Below are 16,665 nucleotides of genomic sequence, written 5' to 3'. Positions count from 1 at the left end.
CCTACTGTTGCAGACAAAGTTCTGCAGTGGGTTGGAGGAGGGCAGCCTCGATATCGAGTTGACTGAGATTCTCGCCGATAAACACTAGCTTTGTTTGACGAGCTTCTTGCAGTTGCCAGGGACGATCATAAAAAGAATCAAACCGTTGTCCCACACCATGGATCACGAGACGCATCGGTTTTTGGGGAACAGCCACAAACCCCTTAATCCGATAGATCTCATGGCTTTGCACCAAGGCTTCTAGTTTGACTAAGAGTGTTTTCGGGTCAAATTCTTGGTCTACAATCACCTGGATAGCATTGATGTCATCATCATGATCATGGTCCTCTTCGTGATCATGGTGACTGGGGCGAGAGTCTAGATGGTCCTCAACCGCTGCATTAAAGCCCAATAACAAGTCAGGGCTTACGCGTCCTGCATGACAGGGTAAGACTTTAACGCCGTGGGGAAGTTCTTGTCGTAGCCAGTGTTGGACTCGTTCTTGATCCTTAGGTTCGACGCAATCTGCCTTGGTAAGTAAGACTAGATCGGCACAGGCCAATTGATCTTCAAATAGCTCTTCGATTGGGGTTTCGTGATCGAGACTGTCATCAGCTTGACGCTGGGACTTTAGCGCGTCTAGATCGCCTACTAGGGTACCGGATGCGATCGCATCACAATCCACTACCGTAATTACCCCATCCACCGTCGCTCCTGTGCGGATTTCAGGCCAGCGAAAGGCCTGGATTAAGGGTTTAGGAAGGGCCAACCCTGAGGTCTCAATCACGATGCAGTCAATCTGATCACGCCGCTGTAAAAGTTTTTGCATAGTGGGCAAAAACTCCTCTTGGACCGTGCAGCAGAGGCAACCATTGGTCAGCTCTAGAATATTTTGGTCCGCATCTTCTGCTTCATCACAGACTTGGCAGGTCCGCAGCAAATCTCCATCAATGCCGACTTCACCGAACTCGTTGACCATGACCGCAATGCGGCGGCCTTGATTATTTTGCAGTAGATGACGAATCAGGGTGGTTTTACCCGCACCTAAAAAGCCGGTAACTACCGTTACGGGAATTTTATGCATGATTTTTTAATAGGGATAAATAACTGAATTAGCCCAGAAGGACTGAACTGAGGAATGCGAGGCCCATACCTGCTATCGCAAATCCGACAAATCGCGTGGGCAGGACTGAATCCTTTACAGCGTTAGCATTAAGGGCTTTACCACAGACATAAGCTATGGCTGCGATCGCCAGCTGCATCACTGAAAAACCCGCTAAATAAGAGACAAGCGGTGTTATTTCTGCACCGACAATGGCTTCGCCATAGGCATAGCCGTGAAAGACGCCAGCTAATGCGGCGATGCCAGTACTTAGCCAGAGAGTTGGACCTTGCTTAAGGGCTAGCAATCCACCCAAGATAACAATGGAGATGGAAATAAAGAATTCTGGGGCGAGTAAATTCCAACTTTGGAGATGGATGCCCGTTCCCAAAAGAGCGGTCGCTATAAAAGCAGCAGGCACCCAAAAACCATGTCGCAAAATAGCAGCCATCAAGCCAACTGCAACGACAAAGGCAAAGTGATCGATGCCAATCATCGGATGACCAAGACCTGATAAAAAGCCTTCAATAAAGTTGGTGGGTGTTTGATCGCCAAAGGGATGATGGGCAAGGGCTGCACGAGAGCTGGCAAGCCCTAACCCGGTTATTAAGCTGGCGCTGATCGTTCGCCAGATCAAAAATTTCCCAGACCGAAGCCTGGAGAGACCAATCTTGTTAGCCACTTTCTGTACCTCGCAGAAGTGTTTACGGTGTACATCGGTGGGCGTTCTGACTTACAGAGATGGTCTGTTTACAGCTGCGGGACAGTGTTGGACTTGCACCAAGCTTTCCCCATTACTTTAGTGGCTGCTCCCCACTAAAACCGATGTGACCCTCAGCGTATCACGTCTGACTCACCATCCGGTTAGTGGATTGTGAACAATAGTCTTTAAGGTAGGGAAGAAGGGAAACCCGAGACTGGTGGATACAAATTAGCGATCGCATATGCAGAGACTGCAGTGCATTCATCAAATCGATTGAGGAATCGATCTGGTCACCCACTGAATGCAGGTGAATGTCTGAGACGTTAACGGGTTGGGGTTGACTCGACAACCAAGCCATCAACTGTCCTTCTATGGGAGCAAGTCGGTTCAGTTGTTGTTCAATCATTTGCTGGATGGGACCGATGTTGCCTTGGCCGTGATTCAACCACTCTTTTAGATGACCATCAAATAAGGTACAAACCGTGTCGGCAATTATTTTCAAAGCGAGGGGATTGCCGCCATAGTATTCACTGATAGTTTGGGCGAGTTCGAGGGATGTGGGGATACCGAGATGTTCGAAATAGCGTTTGGTCTCAGTGGGGGTAAACCCTGGCAGTTGATAGGATCGAACCAGGTGACTTTCTCTGAGGTCCAGACCAATGGGACATTCTCGACTCGTGAGAAGAAGGCAGCTTTTGGTAGGCAGTTCATCGACTAATCGTAGTAAGTAGCCATATGCCTCATAGCTGGGGCGATATAAGTTGCCCAGTTGTTTAGATTGGAGAACCATCTCATAGTTATCGAGTACCAACAACAGCCTGTGATTTTGCAGGATTTTTACCAGAGTACAAACCATTGCATCCGTAGAAAGGGGGAGGGATTGAGAGTTGGTACTTGGAACATCAGGTATTGCATTGAGAATCGACTCAAAGAGATCTACAAATACAGGTGCATTTCGAAGAGAGAAAAAAATGATTTGTTCGAATTCGCCTTGAACGTCCCTAATGAGCTGTTGAGAAAGGATTGTTTTGCCAATCCCTGCTCGTCCTAGTAGGGTGATTAGACAACACTGATCCTCTGAAATCCATTGGGTGAGGGTTTGTTGTGGGCTAGAAATTAGGGAAAGTGGAGAGTGATTCTGATGGTTGGCCGGGAAATCTGGGGACAACGGTGTGGGTGAGCAATAAATGGTGGGCAATAGCTGCAGACGATCTGCCTGTGCCGTATTGATCCCTTTAACTACATATTGTTTGGATAACTGATCGATTTCGGAGCGATTACGCTGGTCAAATTGACTGGCTTTACAACGGCGAAATACTACATGGAGATTTCGCTTGGAGACTTTTTGGGATAAAACCTCAGATAAGAGCTGCCAAAATCGATGGCCAACATGTTTGACATAGTCAGAATCATATTGACTTGCTTCGGCAATTTCTTCATAGGTTTTACCCTGCCAAGCCATACAAAAAATGGTTTGCTGTAGGGTATTGATTTGATTAGGGGCTAAGGCGGAATCGATGACCTCAAGGGCCTCTTCGAGTTTCATATTGGTGTTCATTATGAGATCAGAGATAAGCAACTTCAGCACTAAGGGCTGTCTTGATTAGGGATTGAGTGCTTGATTATTTTGATCAGCCATGGATCGTTGATCTCCAATGCAGAAGAGGGGTTGGGATTATACTAGCTACGGCTAGTATTTGGCAGGTAATGGAAGATACTAACTGTTTACATCCCCAAAAAATCATGCCCAAGCTTACTTAAGAATGTGGGTTAGGAAAAAGCATAAGCCTTAGTGCATAAATTAATTCCACTATTCTTGATGGAAATTATCACCTTATTGTCCAATACCTCTGGCACTGAACAACTTATGCTGACCACATGTAGAAGACGCATACTTAATTAATATTTTCTTGAATAATATAAAAAAGATTATGTTTTGTTTCGAGTATCTTTCTTCACCGGAAATTCACATACTATATTTCTATCTGATTGTTTGGTGGTATCTGTTGTTGAGTAAATAGAACCATTCTATATAACTCAACTATTCCGGTGATTTAGAGATTACGGTATTTTCATTTACCTTGGATAGGTTTGCGTTTAATGCTTTTGTTGCAAGAAGTAAAAGATTAGTCTGCTTTACTTCATTTGATAAAAATTAGTTTTGTCTTTCTAGGAACTTTTTTATCGTGATGCACCTTATCAATCAGCTCAGAATTTATTGGTTATGGGTTGAAGACGAACCATAACTCTAATGCTTCGGAATCTAATGGAGTGTTGGAGATTGCCATCTGCATAGCGACTGCAGATGCACTGGTAGTTTAGGTTTTTGTTCTTGTTTCCTATGACTAAGCAATTTTGGCGGACGCTTTTCTATTCTTTGAACTGGCGACAATTAAGCTTTACTCTGTTGAGCGTTGGGTGTGTGTTTGTCAATGGGGCCATTGCAGAAAAAGCCGTGGAGGCAAAGCCTACTGAGCAGGTTTTAGTAGCCGAGGCGAATAACCTAGAGCCGAGAGGTAAGGCTCTTTTTGATGCTGGGCAATTTTCGCAAGCGGCTGAAGTATTGCTCGTGGCTGTTAAGCGGTATCAACAGCGTGGTGATCGAGTTGGTGAAGCGATTGCCCTGAGTAATTTGGCGTTGGTCTATGAGCAATTAGGGCAATGGCCCCAAGCGAATCAGGCCATAGAAAGGAGTCTGGAGTTTCTGGAAGGGCAATCTTCTCCTGAGACTGCGCGGGTGTTGGCCCAAGTGTTAAATACTGATGGGCAGTTGCAGTTGTCTCAAGGGCAAGCCCAGTTGGCATTGAAGGCTTGGCAACGATCGGAGGAGATTTTCTCGCAGATTAATGATGCAGAAGCGGTGACTCGTAGCCGGGTAAATCAGGCACAAGCGTTACAGTCGATGGGGCAGTATCGTCGTTCAATTAAAACGCTTAAAGAAATTACGGCTGATTTGGCAGAGCAACCGGATTCGTTGACAGAAGTGGTGGCGCAGAGGAGCCTTGGGGAGGCGCTTCGGGTAGCAGGAGAGCTGACGGATGCGCGGGAAATATTGGGAAAAAGTGTGGTAAAAGCTGAGCGGTTGGGCTTGGTGAAGGAGAAAGCTGCAGCTCAGCTTAGTTTAGGAAATGTTTTGCGGGCTGAGGGGGAGAATGATTCGAAGCAATTGCAAGCTGCTTTGAATATATATGAGCAACTGGTTAGTGAATCTGGCGAGAGTCAGGTTCAGGCTTTACTGAATCAGTTTAGTTTGTTGGTCCAAATGAGGCAATTTTCGCAAGCAGAGGCTTTATGGCCACAGGTTTCTGTCAGCTTGCAGCAATTGCCCCTCAGTCGATCTTCGATCTTTGCCTATTTGAATGTGGTTCATAGTTTGTCTCGACTGCAGACTAGCAGTCTGGACACGATTGTTGAGCGAGGGCGACTGTTGAAGAAAGCTTTGATGTATGCAAAGACTATAAAAGATAGGCGGGCTGAGTCTTATGCACTGGGTGCGTTAGGAGCTTTGTATGAGGAGACTAAGCAATGGTCGGAAGCTGAACGTTTGACTCAGCAAGCAATGAGAAAGGCAAATAATGATCCAGAAATAGTATTTCGTTGGCAATGGCAGTTAGGGCGGTTGCAAAAAGTACAAGGGAATCGAGTAAAAGCCATTGATGCTTACAAAGGGGCAGTTCAGTCACTAAAGTTATTGCGGAAAGATTTAATTGCCGTTAACCCCGAAGTTCAATTTTCATTTCGAGATAATGTAGAGCCAATTCATCGACAGTTGGTGGACTTACTTTTGGACGTAAAAGAGGAGCAGCCAAGCACAGGGAATTTGGAGGCTGCACGAATAACAATTGAATCATTGCAGTTAGCAGAGCTAGATAATTTCTTTCGAGAGGCCTGCTTAGATATTAATCCAGTGGTAATTGATGAAATTGATCCGAAAGCAGCAGTAATTTATCCAATTATTTTGCCAAACCGAATAGCGGTAATTGCAAGCTTACCTGGAAGGAAGTTGAGATTTTACTCTACACAGGTTTCTAATAGTAAGGTTAAAAGGACTGTAGACCGTTTTCGACTTTCATTAGGGCAATCTAATAGCTCAAGTTATTTATCATTATCTCAGCAAATTTATGATTGGCTGGTGCTTCCCACTGCAAAAGATTTAGAAAAAAGTGAAGCAGAGACACTGGTATTTGTATTAGATGGAGTATTGCGTAATATTCCAATGTCAGCATTAAATGACGGCAAAAAATATTTAGTAGAAAAATATGCGATTTCTATAGCTCCTGGCTTGCAATTAGTTAAACCAAAGAAATTCCAATTAAATAAAGCAAGAATTTTAACTGCTGGGTTATCTGAATCAGTACAAGGTTTTTCAGCATTACCTTACGTGAAAAGTGAATTAAATCTAATAGATGACTTGTTAGATAGTAAAAGTTTAAGGAATAAAGCTTTTACAAGACTATCTTTACAAAAAGAGATCAATAATTTACCTTTCACAGTGTTGCATTTAGCAACACATGGTCAATTTAGTTCAAAATTAGAGGATACTTTTCTTCTAACTTGGCAAGGTAAGATCAACGCTTATCAACTCAGTGATGTATTACGTCAGAGTGAGTTAAGGCAGTTTGGAGCAATCGAATTACTTGTTTTAAGTGCTTGTGAAACTGCGGTAGGGGACAGTAAAGCTGCTCTAGGATTAGCAGGTATCTCAACAAGATCAGGGGCTAGATCAACATTAGCAACACTCTGGCAAGTGAATGATCAAGCAACTTCTATATTAATCGGAAAATTTTATAAAAATTTACACCAAGGAAATTTGAGTAAGGCTGAGGCGTTAAGACAAGCTCAACTATCAATCATCAAAAATCCAGCATATAGAAAGCATCCTTATTTTTGGGCAGCATATATTTTAGCTGGGAACTGGTTATGAATTTCTTATTCAATCCAATTATCAATATAAAGAATGTAGCTTAACTGAATTAAAAATATTCTTTTTGGTATTAGAACTGCAATAAGTGAAGATAGAAGATCCCACTAAAAACATGAATAATTCATTACCTAATCCATCTGAACCTGGAAAATTCAAGTTTCATAGAGTGGTTTATTCATCCCCTAATCTTGATTATTCTGGCAATGAAAAATTATCTGATTTTATTATTTTTGATAATCCTGACCCAGACTACAAGACAAAATCAGTAAATCTTTCAAAGATTCCACCAAATATAAACTTACAAACTGTATTAGGGGGATTTAAAACAGATAAAATTTGCTCTCCAAAAAAAATTTATAAGCTTCTTACAACAGATAGAACATCTTCCCAAAAAAATACAGAGGATGATAAGAAATTATTTGGAAAAGTAAAAAGTATTGATCCCGAGTATAAATGGCCATTTACTATTGAAAATGTGCCTATTAATGGAATTTTATGCATTCCATATGAGGAAGAAACCACAGAAATTAAGAATAACTTACCCGTTGCTATTTTAGTTCACGGAAGAGAAACAGATAGAATTAGTAATTCTACTATAGGACTATTATACCTCTGTGATTTATTAGCTTCTCACGGAATCCTTGCTGCTTCAATTGATTCAAATTTCTTTAATGGCAAAACTAGTGGTGATATGTATGCTCGATCAATTCTTGTTTTAGAGCATTTAAAGCAGTTTAGGCAATGGAATAACCCAAAAGAAGGAAAACATCCTCTAAACAATAAACTGAATTTGGATAACTGTTTATTGCTAGGACATTCGAATGGAGGTGAAGCAGTTGGGCATGCAAGTACATTAAATCAAGTCAATCCTAATGTCCCTATTGAGTTTTATATACAGAAGCCTAAAGTAGAAATAAGACTAAATGGTAGTGATAATTTGGGACCATATGGCTTTGGTATTCAAGGAGTTATAGCTCTAAGTCCTACAGATGAAAGATACAGATTACCAAAAGGACCAACACAAGTTCTTGACAATTACCTTGTGATTCACGGTAGTCGAGATTTAAGTGTGCAAAGTTTTGATGGGCAGCTCACATACGATAGAACGCATCTAACTTATCTATCTAATTATAGTGATTTTTCACATTATGATTTATCTAAACTACTTGGTAAAGATATAAATAGTTCAAGTAGAGATAATTTTCCGAAATTTAAATCTCTATTATGGATTTATGGCGCAAATCATAATTATTTCAATTCCAAATGGGATGGAGATCATAGTTATTTTTGGAATGGTGACTTACGCTATTTATCTAATTTCGAAAAACTACCAACTATGTCTAGAAGTAGGCAAGAAAAAATTTGTAAAACTTATGTAGGTGCTTTTGCCAATTTCGTTTTATTTGAGAAAGATAAGTCATCTGAATATTTATATCTATTAAAGAATCATGAGTATGGTGTTATCAAGGAATGGCTTCCGAAAAGTGATAGTAACTTCAATGTCAATTACTTATCTCAATTTCAATATTCAAATCTTCAATATATCCAAAATTTCGAACAAGAGCAATTAGCACTAGTTGAGAATATTGAAGGAGAAGCTTCTTTTTCTGGGGAGATTTTATGTTTACCAGAAAGATTATCAAAATTTTATAATCCAATATTAAGTAGTATCCCTAGATTTACTCAAAAAAATATTGTTTATATAGGTGAACTAGATGAAAACCATTTTTTATTTAGAAATAAGAGAGGCTTGAAAATCAAATGGAGTAAACCTGATGGGAAATACTCCATTGTCTTTAATCCAAAGAATTTAAATTTTGATGATTGCAAATGTTTAGCATTCTCATCATGCCAATCACCTGAATCAAACAACCTTACAAATTCATCTCAAGAGTTTGAACTACATATACATGATGAATTAGGGCACTCATTTAATACGGGTATTTTACTACCATACTACAAAAAGAATATAAAATTAGACTACCCTGACATCTACTTGGAAGACGATCAAGAAAGCAAGTCGTATAAATATCCATTAGCAGTATTTCAGACATTTATGGTGGATTTTGATACGCTCAGCAAAGAAGGAGTTAGTCCTGAGAAAATTACATGCTTAGAATTTTATTTTAATAAAACTATATCTGGAACTATATATTTTGATGGTATTTGGATAATGTAAAAAAGTAGTTTTATTGATGAATCTATGAGATGATTTTAGTAGTTGTTTAGAATAATAAGGAACTCTATCCAAAATGTCTAAAATGAAAAAAAAATTTGTTTTTTTAACTAAGAGACTAGTAATATTTATTGCTCCAATTCTTTTACTTTTCTCACTCAATAGTTTCTCGCCTAGTTTTGCTGCACCTGCCCTAGATGACTTTGTACAAGTTGAGCAAGTTAGTGAGCCTACTACTCAACAAATTGCGGATGTGGCTAATGATTTAGCTTTTGTGGACAATATTTCTAGCTTTCAAGATACTTTGAGTGGAGAATCTTCGGCCGCTATACCAACAGAAACTTGCCTAACTTGCACTAGACAAGCGTGTAGTGTTTCTAATCCTTGTCCTGGTGGGAATTCGGGTGTATGTCGCTGTAAACAAGGTAAATGTTTTGGCCGAGATCCTAGACCATAAAAATTGAAAAATCTAGAAGTTGAAGAATTTAGTAGCAGTATTCTACTTTTTAGGTATTACTGCTGCTAAATTCTTCAATCCGATCAATATGAATTTTCATTTGCTCATTCCTTGTTGTTGAACCTGATTTAGACCTCTCGAAATTTACCTTTATGAAGAGCTACTAGCTCAGTTTATATCGTGATTGAGAACATCTACCATATCGTCAACTCAATTATGCATGAGGTTTATTAGAAGATATTTAGATAGTTATTTTTAGTAAGATATTTTTGGAAAAAATTTAAATTACCATGATTTTAATTTGCTATGCACAAGAAAAATACTATAAACTGAAAATTTAGTTTTTACGATATGAAAAAAATTTTAATTTTAGCATTTTTCTTGTTTGATATTCATTTTGCCTATTCACAGGTAGTACGGGATACTACACTGTCGTCCGAAAGTTCTATCGTTTCTTCAGTTAGAGAAGCGGACAAATCAGTTATTAGTATTTCAGGTGGTGCTACTAGAGGCGCAAATCTGTTTCATAGTTTAAACTCATTTTCAGTTAATCAGAATGAAATAGTTCAATTTATCAATCCAACTTCAATTAATAGAATAATAACTAGAATAACTGGTTCAGCTCCTTCAGGACTTGACGGAGTTCTAAGAACGAATGGCCAAGCAGACTTATTTATTCTTAACAAGAATGGATTTTCCTTTGGCCCCAATGCAGTTTTAGATATAGGTGGATCATTTGTTGCTACTACCGCGCAAGCTATAGAGTTTAAAGATGGCACAAACTTTAGTACAAATATCAATTCTGCCCCACCGACTTTAACTGTCTCAACACCTTTAGGTTTAAGTTTTGGAAATTCGGTTGGAGAAATTAGAAACCGAGCAATTGGTGACTCTATATCTGGTACTGCAAATATTAGTGTTCCACCACAGAAAACTGTAGCTCTTATTGGAGGCAATATTACGTTTTCTGATCGAGGTTCGCTTGTTGCACGTGGCGGAAGAATTGAACTAGGTAGTGTAACTCCAAACAGTTTTGTAGCAATTGAACAAGATTTATTAGGCTTTAAGTTTGACTATTCACAAGTTAGTCAATTTGGGAATATTTCTTTTAATGACTCATATCTTTCAGTCTCTAATCTCGATTTAGCTCCTGGAAGCGGAAATATTAATATTATTGGCCGAGTTATTGATCTCAGTAATCGGTCATTAATATTTTCATTCAATGATGGACCTCAGCCTTCGGATCTAATAAGAATTACCGCAATGGAATCTCTATCTGTTGACCAGGAAAGTGAAATAAATGCAACAACATTTTCTAGCGCTCCTTCTGGTAACATTATCATCTCAACTCCAAAACTATTTATCCGTGATTTATCTCTAGTTCAAACAAGAGCTTTTTTTGCAAGTGGGCAAGCAGGTAATATTGAAATTAATGCATCAGAGATAGTAAGTATTGATACATTAGGCTTTCTTAGTTCTCAAAGTGTCGATGGTGGAAATTCAGGAAATATAAATATTGATACAAAAAAATTAGTACTTGCCAGCGGTGGTCAAATATCTGGAGCAACTTTCTTTGGGGCTGGAAATGGAGGAAGAATTACGATTACTGCCACTGAATTGCTGTCAGCATCAGGTAAAGCTGATTTTTTTGGGACAGATATTTCAAGTGGTATCTTTTCTTCATCAAATGACTTTGCATCTGGAAATGCTGGAGATTTAATTATTAATGCTAGGAATATAAATATCTCTAATGGTGCACAATTATCCGTTTCAGCAATAAGAAATAGCATAGGAAAAGCAGGTCAACTGTCGGTTACTTCCTCAAGGATTCAAGTTTCGGGAAGTGATAGCCAAATATTAGCTATTAGTGAAAGTCCTGAAGCAGCAGGAGGTATTAATATATCCAGCAATAAAATACTAATTAATAATGATGGGCAAATAAACGTAAGTTCTTCTGGAGAAGGTCCTGCTGGTTCTCTTACTATAAGTTCTAATCTAATTAGACTTCAGAATAGAGGAAGTTTGAGAGCTACAACCAATAATTCTCAAGGAAATATTAATTTAAATACCGACGCACTTATTTTATTAAACGAAAGTAGTATCACAACGAATGCTTCTAATAATGCTAGCGGAGGTAATATATTTATTAAGGCTGGAGGTATAGCTGCCTTAAACAATAGTGATATAACCGCTAATGCTTTTGATGGCAATGGTGGTCGAGTCGAAATTAACTCGAAGGGCATATTTGGTTTAACTCCTCGTACTTTAGAAGACATACAGTTTCTCTTAGGAAGTAATGATCCAGCCCAATTAGATCCTTCTTTTCTACAATCAAGTGATGTAACCGCTATTTCACAACAAGGCGGCCCCCTGCTTGAAGGGACTGTAACTTTTCAAACTCCTGAGATTGATCCTACGCAAAACCTTACAGTGATACCTGAAAATATAGTGGATAGTACAACCCTTATCGGTAGGAACTGTTATGTCAAGCCTGGGTCTGAAAATAGTGATATTAGTAGTCTTGTTGTTACTGGCCGTGGTGGACTACCATTGGAGCCTAGCGAAACAACTAGTGTTCAATCGGTAATGTCTAGGTGGGTAGATTCATCTCCCCCTATTACAGCTAAAGATGGTTTACCTGTAAAGAAACCACTTAGTAAAGATATAGAACTGGGGATTTTAGAAGCTAATGGTTGGGACCATCTTCCTGATGGCAGAGTGATGTTAACTTCAAGTTCACTATTACCTTCAACAGGAAATCATATCAATATGAATGACTATTGTTAATTTTTCTTTCGATGAAAAAATTATTTGAAAGCACTGACTAACAAAAAATCTTGGATAATTTCTTTCTCTGCTCATTTATGTCTACATTAGAGAAATTATAAGCATATAGTACTTGAAGAACATCTGAAATTAATCCACGCTCTCCAAGGTACTGTATTTTTCTAAATAGATTACTTAAATTTGGCTTTTTAAGATTTTCTAAGCTCGACATTTTTTCTAATTCATATATTACTTGCTGCCGCTCTTTAGGTTTCATCACCTTAAACTCATATCTAATTGTTGTATTGGTATTAGTCGCTTCCCAAATGTAAGCTTTCCCAGGAATTAAGGGCTTACCGTTATAAACCAAATGATCTCTATCCTCAAGCCCAGAATTTTGCCATAATACCTCATCTGTTTCGTAATCTCGTACTAAAAGCTTAGTTACTTCCCCTCGCCATAAAAACAAAGGTTGATTACTCCAAATAATATTTGTCTTACCTAATATACCTGGTGAAATTGTGCATAGGTTTCCTCTGCTTACCAATGGAGGTTCTTGATGTTGTTTAAATATCTCAAGAATGCTGTTGAACATCGCTTCAATAGTCGAAGATATTGGAGTATCTTTATCTTGCTTAACTTGACCTGACTTGGCAGATGTTTTTTGTTGATACGTTTGCTTAGATCTAGAGTCTTGATGCGTAATAGATTCTCGTTTTTCTTGCTTTTCCATTCCCCAAACATGACTTGGGGAGAGCATCACTAGTACTTGGAATAAAATCAACAAGCTCACTCTATGCATAATCCCTTCTCCAACAATGCGAAAAAATGACGACCCAAACTGAAGCTAAGGGAACTACACAGGGAATTAAAATCGCAGTACCAACAAAAAATTGCCAGCTGATCAACACATACCCCCCCGTTAAGACTAATAGACTTAAGATAAGGCGTACTCGATTACCTGGCAATAATATTCTCCGAGCAACTAACAAAACGAAACCTTTTGTCAGTAATGCTGAGACGAGAACTATTAATACTGTAGGAATAGGCATCACTAATCGCTGAGTGAAGAAATGTTGAACCATATAGGCATGGGCTTCACCACCGGTATAGACTGATGGCTCTTCCGTTTTAGCGTTTCCAACTCCCCTCTCTCTTACCTGCCAATACACCATGGCCTTTGGGACTGCAAAATTATCCAGTGCGCCATCATATCCTCCAGGCGCTAGAATCACCACTTGGTTTGAGAAGTCAGCTTTTTCCCCGAAAGCTTCTAAACCGTTCAATTGCCACGCAGGTATCCGCTGAAATACTCGATTAGCCGGAATCGAAAAATCAATAATTGGCCGAAACCATAGTTGTCCTAAATAACTTGCCCCAGTTGTTATGGGATGCGAATTGATTTTTTTTAGAGCCGCGATTTTTCCTTGTTGCTGAGAAGCCGATTGCAGATTTGTCATTAAACGGGCTTGCAATACTTCTTGTCCATTCAAGCTAGGCCTAAGCTGATTATGGGCTGGAAACTCTTGTGAATAGGCAGATAGTAATGAAAGCAAGTAACCAAACGGACAGGACTGTTCACAAGACTTGAATGAGTGGGGCAGCTTTACATGAGTGGGGAAAGCATTCACATTCCCTTCCAAGCTCCACTCAGATTTAGCGATTCCCGTTTCTGGATTAACCCCTACCTCTCCATTAATAGAATCGGAAATAGAGGCGAAAACAAACCAAACATTCTTACGGTCAATCGCAGATCGGATAGATTGCCCTAAAACCTGATCCTTTCCTGGCTGCTGACGATCAAATAAGTAGTCAATGCCAATAACACGAGTATCTAATTCGACCAGTTGATCAATTAGGCCAGCTAAATAAGCCCGATCCATCGGAACAGGTTGACTCATCTGAGACCGCCGAATCGACTCTGAATCGATTTGTACTAATAGGACCGGAGGTGTTTCAACGGCTGCAGGAACCTGTCCAGTTAAATCTCGATAAATCGCCTGAGTCCACAGCCGATAGTCCAACAGCACCGACTGCAAAGGGGGCCAAAGACTTAACCCCACCAATAAGCCCAACGCGATTCCTTCATATCGGCCGGGAAGCCAAGCCTTCAGGTTTTGTCGCCAACTGGATGGGACCAGTTGAAAAGACTCTGTTTCAGGATGCCGAAAAAAGGATGGGACTAAATAAGCAGAAGGAAAACTGAGACTCTGCTCTAACTTCAGGTCCTGACTCGCGAGTCGCAATGCATCATGGGCATCTACATATTGGCTCAAGTGATGTAAAAACCGCTCCAGAAAAATCTGGGCCACTTGATTGTGGATGGGCTCTCGCATAACCGCCACCTGACTTAACCCCAAGTCAATCAAAGCGGCTGCGATACTCAAACCACTACAAGAATTAAAAATGGCTAACTGCAACCCCCTGGCCTGTAGTTTTTCTAGATAGGGTTTAATCTCCTTAATCGTGACCACTTCACCTGGCGCAATAGCTAGCTCACCCCCCGTCAACATCGTTTCATTGCTATGCCCCGCAAAAAACAAAATATCCCACCCTTGGGGGTCCGAAATTGCTTCACAGATCTGTTGTTTTAGGTCGGGGATAGAAATTTGGGGTTGCCAACCGACAAATTTCACCTCAGCTTGGGCCGCCAGAGACGTTATGGCCGCCCGGTCGGCCTGGAAATCCAATCCCGATTCGTCGCCCATAATGGCCAACACTCGGGTGCGTCGCCGCCTGCGAGGAGAAGCCTTCTGAGCTGCCCGTCGAACATTGACAGGGCAACGGGCAATCCGAATATTGTCATCAACTTCCGTTCCCAGTTCCCAGGTCTCCCAAGGTAATCGGGCTAAATCAATCGGATCGCAAACTAAATAGACATCTGTTTTTAAGTTGGGATCTGCCTGAGCCGATTTGGTGATCGCCGTCCTCAGTTCAAATAGAGCTGCACCACGCAACCATAGCTGAAACTGCTCTGTTAAGAGGGCTTCTGTCCGCACCAACTCACTTTGCCAGTCCACTCCAATCGGCGTGAGGCGTCCCTGAGCTTCCATGCGGCCTCGAATCGGCGTAACGGGTTGTGGTTGAGCAATGGCTTTATAGAAATTTAGGTAAGCCCTCAGCCAGGTTTGATAGGCTTTGGTGAGCGCAGTGGGATACTCAACTTGAGCCGATAAATGCTGCCCCTGTCCCCATGACAAATCAAACACACAAGCCTGGCCGATCTGCTGCACCTTAAGTCGAAAAGAAGGATAACTGCTGCTCATGAGTTTTTGTTGGAGGCGAATTTAAAAGGCGAAAGTCGTAAGGTTGCAGCGGGCGATCTCGAGTCTGCTGCTGACAAGGTCACCCAAAACTGTTCCTCAAACTCCCCGACCACTTGAGCATAAATACAAATGTCTTCTTCCGTCGGGGTAAGCATCGGATCTGCTAGCACTTTTTCGGTATCACTAACCAGAAGCTTCACCGTCTGTTCGAGAGTCGTTTCTGGTTTAGCACCGACAACAACAAGTAACGTCCATTCTGTGTTGGATAAATTTGGTTCCACTGGCCAGACTATTGAATATAAGCGCAGTTGAGAAAGTCCCAAGGTTAGATCCCGGTATGCACCACCCGCAGAAGTAGGAATATCCATACCCTGTCGTTGTAACTCCCCAATCACCGCAACAATCACTGGATCTGTCGAGCGCAAGGCGGTTGCCAAGGGGGGCATCAGTATCCAACTGAACTGCCGAGCGGCATCATCTAATCTCTGTTGAAGCCATGCCCCAACATCTATCGCCCGTTCTGGCTCAGTGACTGAATCAATTGAATCCTGGGTTGGCTCATGCTGCCAATACTCACTACACCGGCTTAGACATTCTGCATTACTCAGAATGGAAGCAGCTTCATGCCAAGTGAACGATTGCCAAAATTCGGCTCCTGAACGAACATGATCGAGTTTCTCAATTAAGAGAGATTCAGTGAGAGTCGTAGATATATGAGATTGCAGTTCTAGCTGAGGGACAGTCTCTAAACAACGCAGCCACAGGAGTAACTCATTGGCAGGCACAAATGCTTGAGGTGAAAGTGCATAGGTCCAGTCTGGTTGTGGGATTAAAGATGGTAATAGTTGAACAGCATCATCCCATCTCAATCCCCCCTGAATCTCTACCTGTGCTAGTTCTTCTAGGACTTCCACTTTCACAAAGCAGTGAGGAACAAATCCTGCAACTTCAAGTGCTGCTCTGGGGATTGCCACTTCTGCATCGGTTAAGCCGGAGACTAAAACCGCTACTCGCCATTCCCCAACCTGTAGATAGCTGGCATCGCAAAAGGGTAGGTACGTGGGATCTAAAAAGGGACGAACCCTTACCCCTAGATAGCTCCGCTCCGCCAACCACGATTCCAAAGCTGTGAGCGCTAATCCATGGAGGTAACCTCGCCATTGCCAGGCTTCTGGCAGCGATTCGCTTTGCTGAATAACTTCTGAAATCTGCATTTCAGACAGTGTGATCGCCGTAATGGGCAGGGCGGTGAAGTCTGCTGCCAGGTCTGGGGGAGTGGGAACAATAGTCAT

Annotated in this window: 10 protein-coding genes and 1 riboswitch; of the genes, 4 read left to right on the top strand and 6 right to left on the bottom strand. The window is 41.0% G+C overall.

Annotated features, from left to right (window positions below):
- Window position 1 precedes the first annotated feature (1 nt).
- From cobW to ON05_RS00905, 3 genes are all read right to left on the bottom strand, one after another.
- A complete protein-coding gene (gene cobW / locus ON05_RS00915) occupies window positions 2-1,063 on the bottom strand; it encodes a cobalamin biosynthesis protein CobW (RefSeq protein ID WP_010472957.1) in 1,062 nt (353 codons plus the stop codon).
- 28 nt (window positions 1,064-1,091) lie between these two features.
- Window positions 1,092-1,763 carry a HupE/UreJ family protein gene (locus ON05_RS00910; protein ID WP_010472959.1) on the bottom strand — a complete coding sequence of 224 codons (672 nt, stop codon included), beginning with the start codon at window positions 1,761-1,763 and terminating at the stop codon, window positions 1,092-1,094.
- Between the two features lie 18 nt (window positions 1,764-1,781).
- Window positions 1,782-1,923: riboswitch (cobalamin riboswitch) on the bottom strand.
- Complete coding sequence (locus ON05_RS00905; RefSeq protein WP_039779908.1) at window positions 1,924-3,330, bottom strand: NB-ARC domain-containing protein; 1,407 nt, start codon at window positions 3,328-3,330, stop codon at window positions 1,924-1,926.
- Between the two features lie 795 nt (window positions 3,331-4,125).
- Here ON05_RS00905 and ON05_RS00900 point away from each other — a divergent pair.
- The 4 genes from ON05_RS00900 to ON05_RS00885 all read left to right on the top strand — a co-directional run bounded on the left by ON05_RS00900 (window position 4,126) and on the right by ON05_RS00885 (window position 12,128).
- Window positions 4,126-6,708, top strand: a complete 2,583-nt coding sequence (locus ON05_RS00900; RefSeq protein ID WP_010472962.1) for a CHAT domain-containing protein — start codon at window positions 4,126-4,128, stop codon at window positions 6,706-6,708.
- An 85-nt stretch (window positions 6,709-6,793) separates the two neighbouring features.
- A complete protein-coding gene (locus tag ON05_RS00895; RefSeq protein WP_010472963.1) occupies window positions 6,794-8,887 on the top strand; it encodes a hypothetical protein in 2,094 nt (697 codons plus the stop codon).
- A gap of 73 nt (window positions 8,888-8,960) precedes the next feature.
- Complete coding sequence (locus ON05_RS00890; RefSeq protein ID WP_139025724.1) at window positions 8,961-9,341, top strand: hypothetical protein; 381 nt, start codon at window positions 8,961-8,963, stop codon at window positions 9,339-9,341.
- 351 nt (window positions 9,342-9,692) lie between these two features.
- Window positions 9,693-12,128, top strand: a complete 2,436-nt coding sequence (locus ON05_RS00885) for a filamentous hemagglutinin N-terminal domain-containing protein (RefSeq protein ID WP_010472964.1) — start codon at window positions 9,693-9,695, stop codon at window positions 12,126-12,128.
- 37 nt (window positions 12,129-12,165) lie between these two features.
- Here ON05_RS00885 and ON05_RS00880 read toward each other — a convergent pair whose 3' ends face one another.
- From ON05_RS00880 to ON05_RS00870, 3 genes are read right to left on the bottom strand one after another with little or no spacing between them, the layout of a single operon-like run.
- On the bottom strand, window positions 12,166-12,900 hold the full coding sequence (locus tag ON05_RS00880; RefSeq protein WP_396149717.1) for a hypothetical protein: 735 nt from the start codon (window positions 12,898-12,900) through the stop codon (window positions 12,166-12,168).
- A gap of 1 nt (window position 12,901) precedes the next feature.
- Window positions 12,902-15,373 (bottom strand): CHASE2 domain-containing protein, encoded by a 2,472-nt coding sequence (locus tag ON05_RS00875; protein ID WP_010472966.1) that lies wholly within the window; start codon window positions 15,371-15,373, stop codon window positions 12,902-12,904.
- Window positions 15,370-16,665, bottom strand: a complete 1,296-nt coding sequence (locus ON05_RS00870) for a DUF1822 family protein (protein WP_010472967.1) — start codon at window positions 16,663-16,665, stop codon at window positions 15,370-15,372. Before ON05_RS00870 ends, ON05_RS00875 begins: the two co-directional genes overlap by 4 nt.

The organism is Acaryochloris sp. CCMEE 5410 (genome assembly GCF_000238775.2).
Lineage (GTDB): Bacteria > Cyanobacteriota > Cyanobacteriia > Thermosynechococcales > Thermosynechococcaceae > Acaryochloris.
The sequence above is the reverse complement of the archived record's forward strand: the minus strand, read 5'-3'. Positions and strand labels throughout refer to the sequence as shown.

What these genes read in the sequence shown, in the direction of transcription:
- ON05_RS00890 (WP_139025724.1), top strand. Translation starts at nt 8,961, where the DNA reads ATGTCTAAAATGAAAAAAAAATTTGTTTTTTTAACTAAGAGACTAGTA.
- ON05_RS00875 (WP_010472966.1), bottom strand. Translation starts at nt 15,373, where the DNA reads ATGAGCAGCAGTTATCCTTCTTTTCGACTTAAGGTGCAGCAGATCGGC.
- cobW (WP_010472957.1), bottom strand. Translation starts at nt 1,063, where the DNA reads ATGCATAAAATTCCCGTAACGGTAGTTACCGGCTTTTTAGGTGCGGGT.
- ON05_RS00900 (WP_010472962.1), top strand. Translation starts at nt 4,126, where the DNA reads ATGACTAAGCAATTTTGGCGGACGCTTTTCTATTCTTTGAACTGGCGA.
- ON05_RS00905 (WP_039779908.1), bottom strand. Translation starts at nt 3,330, where the DNA reads ATGAAACTCGAAGAGGCCCTTGAGGTCATCGATTCCGCCTTAGCCCCT.
- ON05_RS00870 (WP_010472967.1), bottom strand. Translation starts at nt 16,665, where the DNA reads ATGACTATTGTTCCCACTCCCCCAGACCTGGCAGCAGACTTCACCGCC.
- ON05_RS00885 (WP_010472964.1), top strand. Translation starts at nt 9,693, where the DNA reads ATGAAAAAAATTTTAATTTTAGCATTTTTCTTGTTTGATATTCATTTT.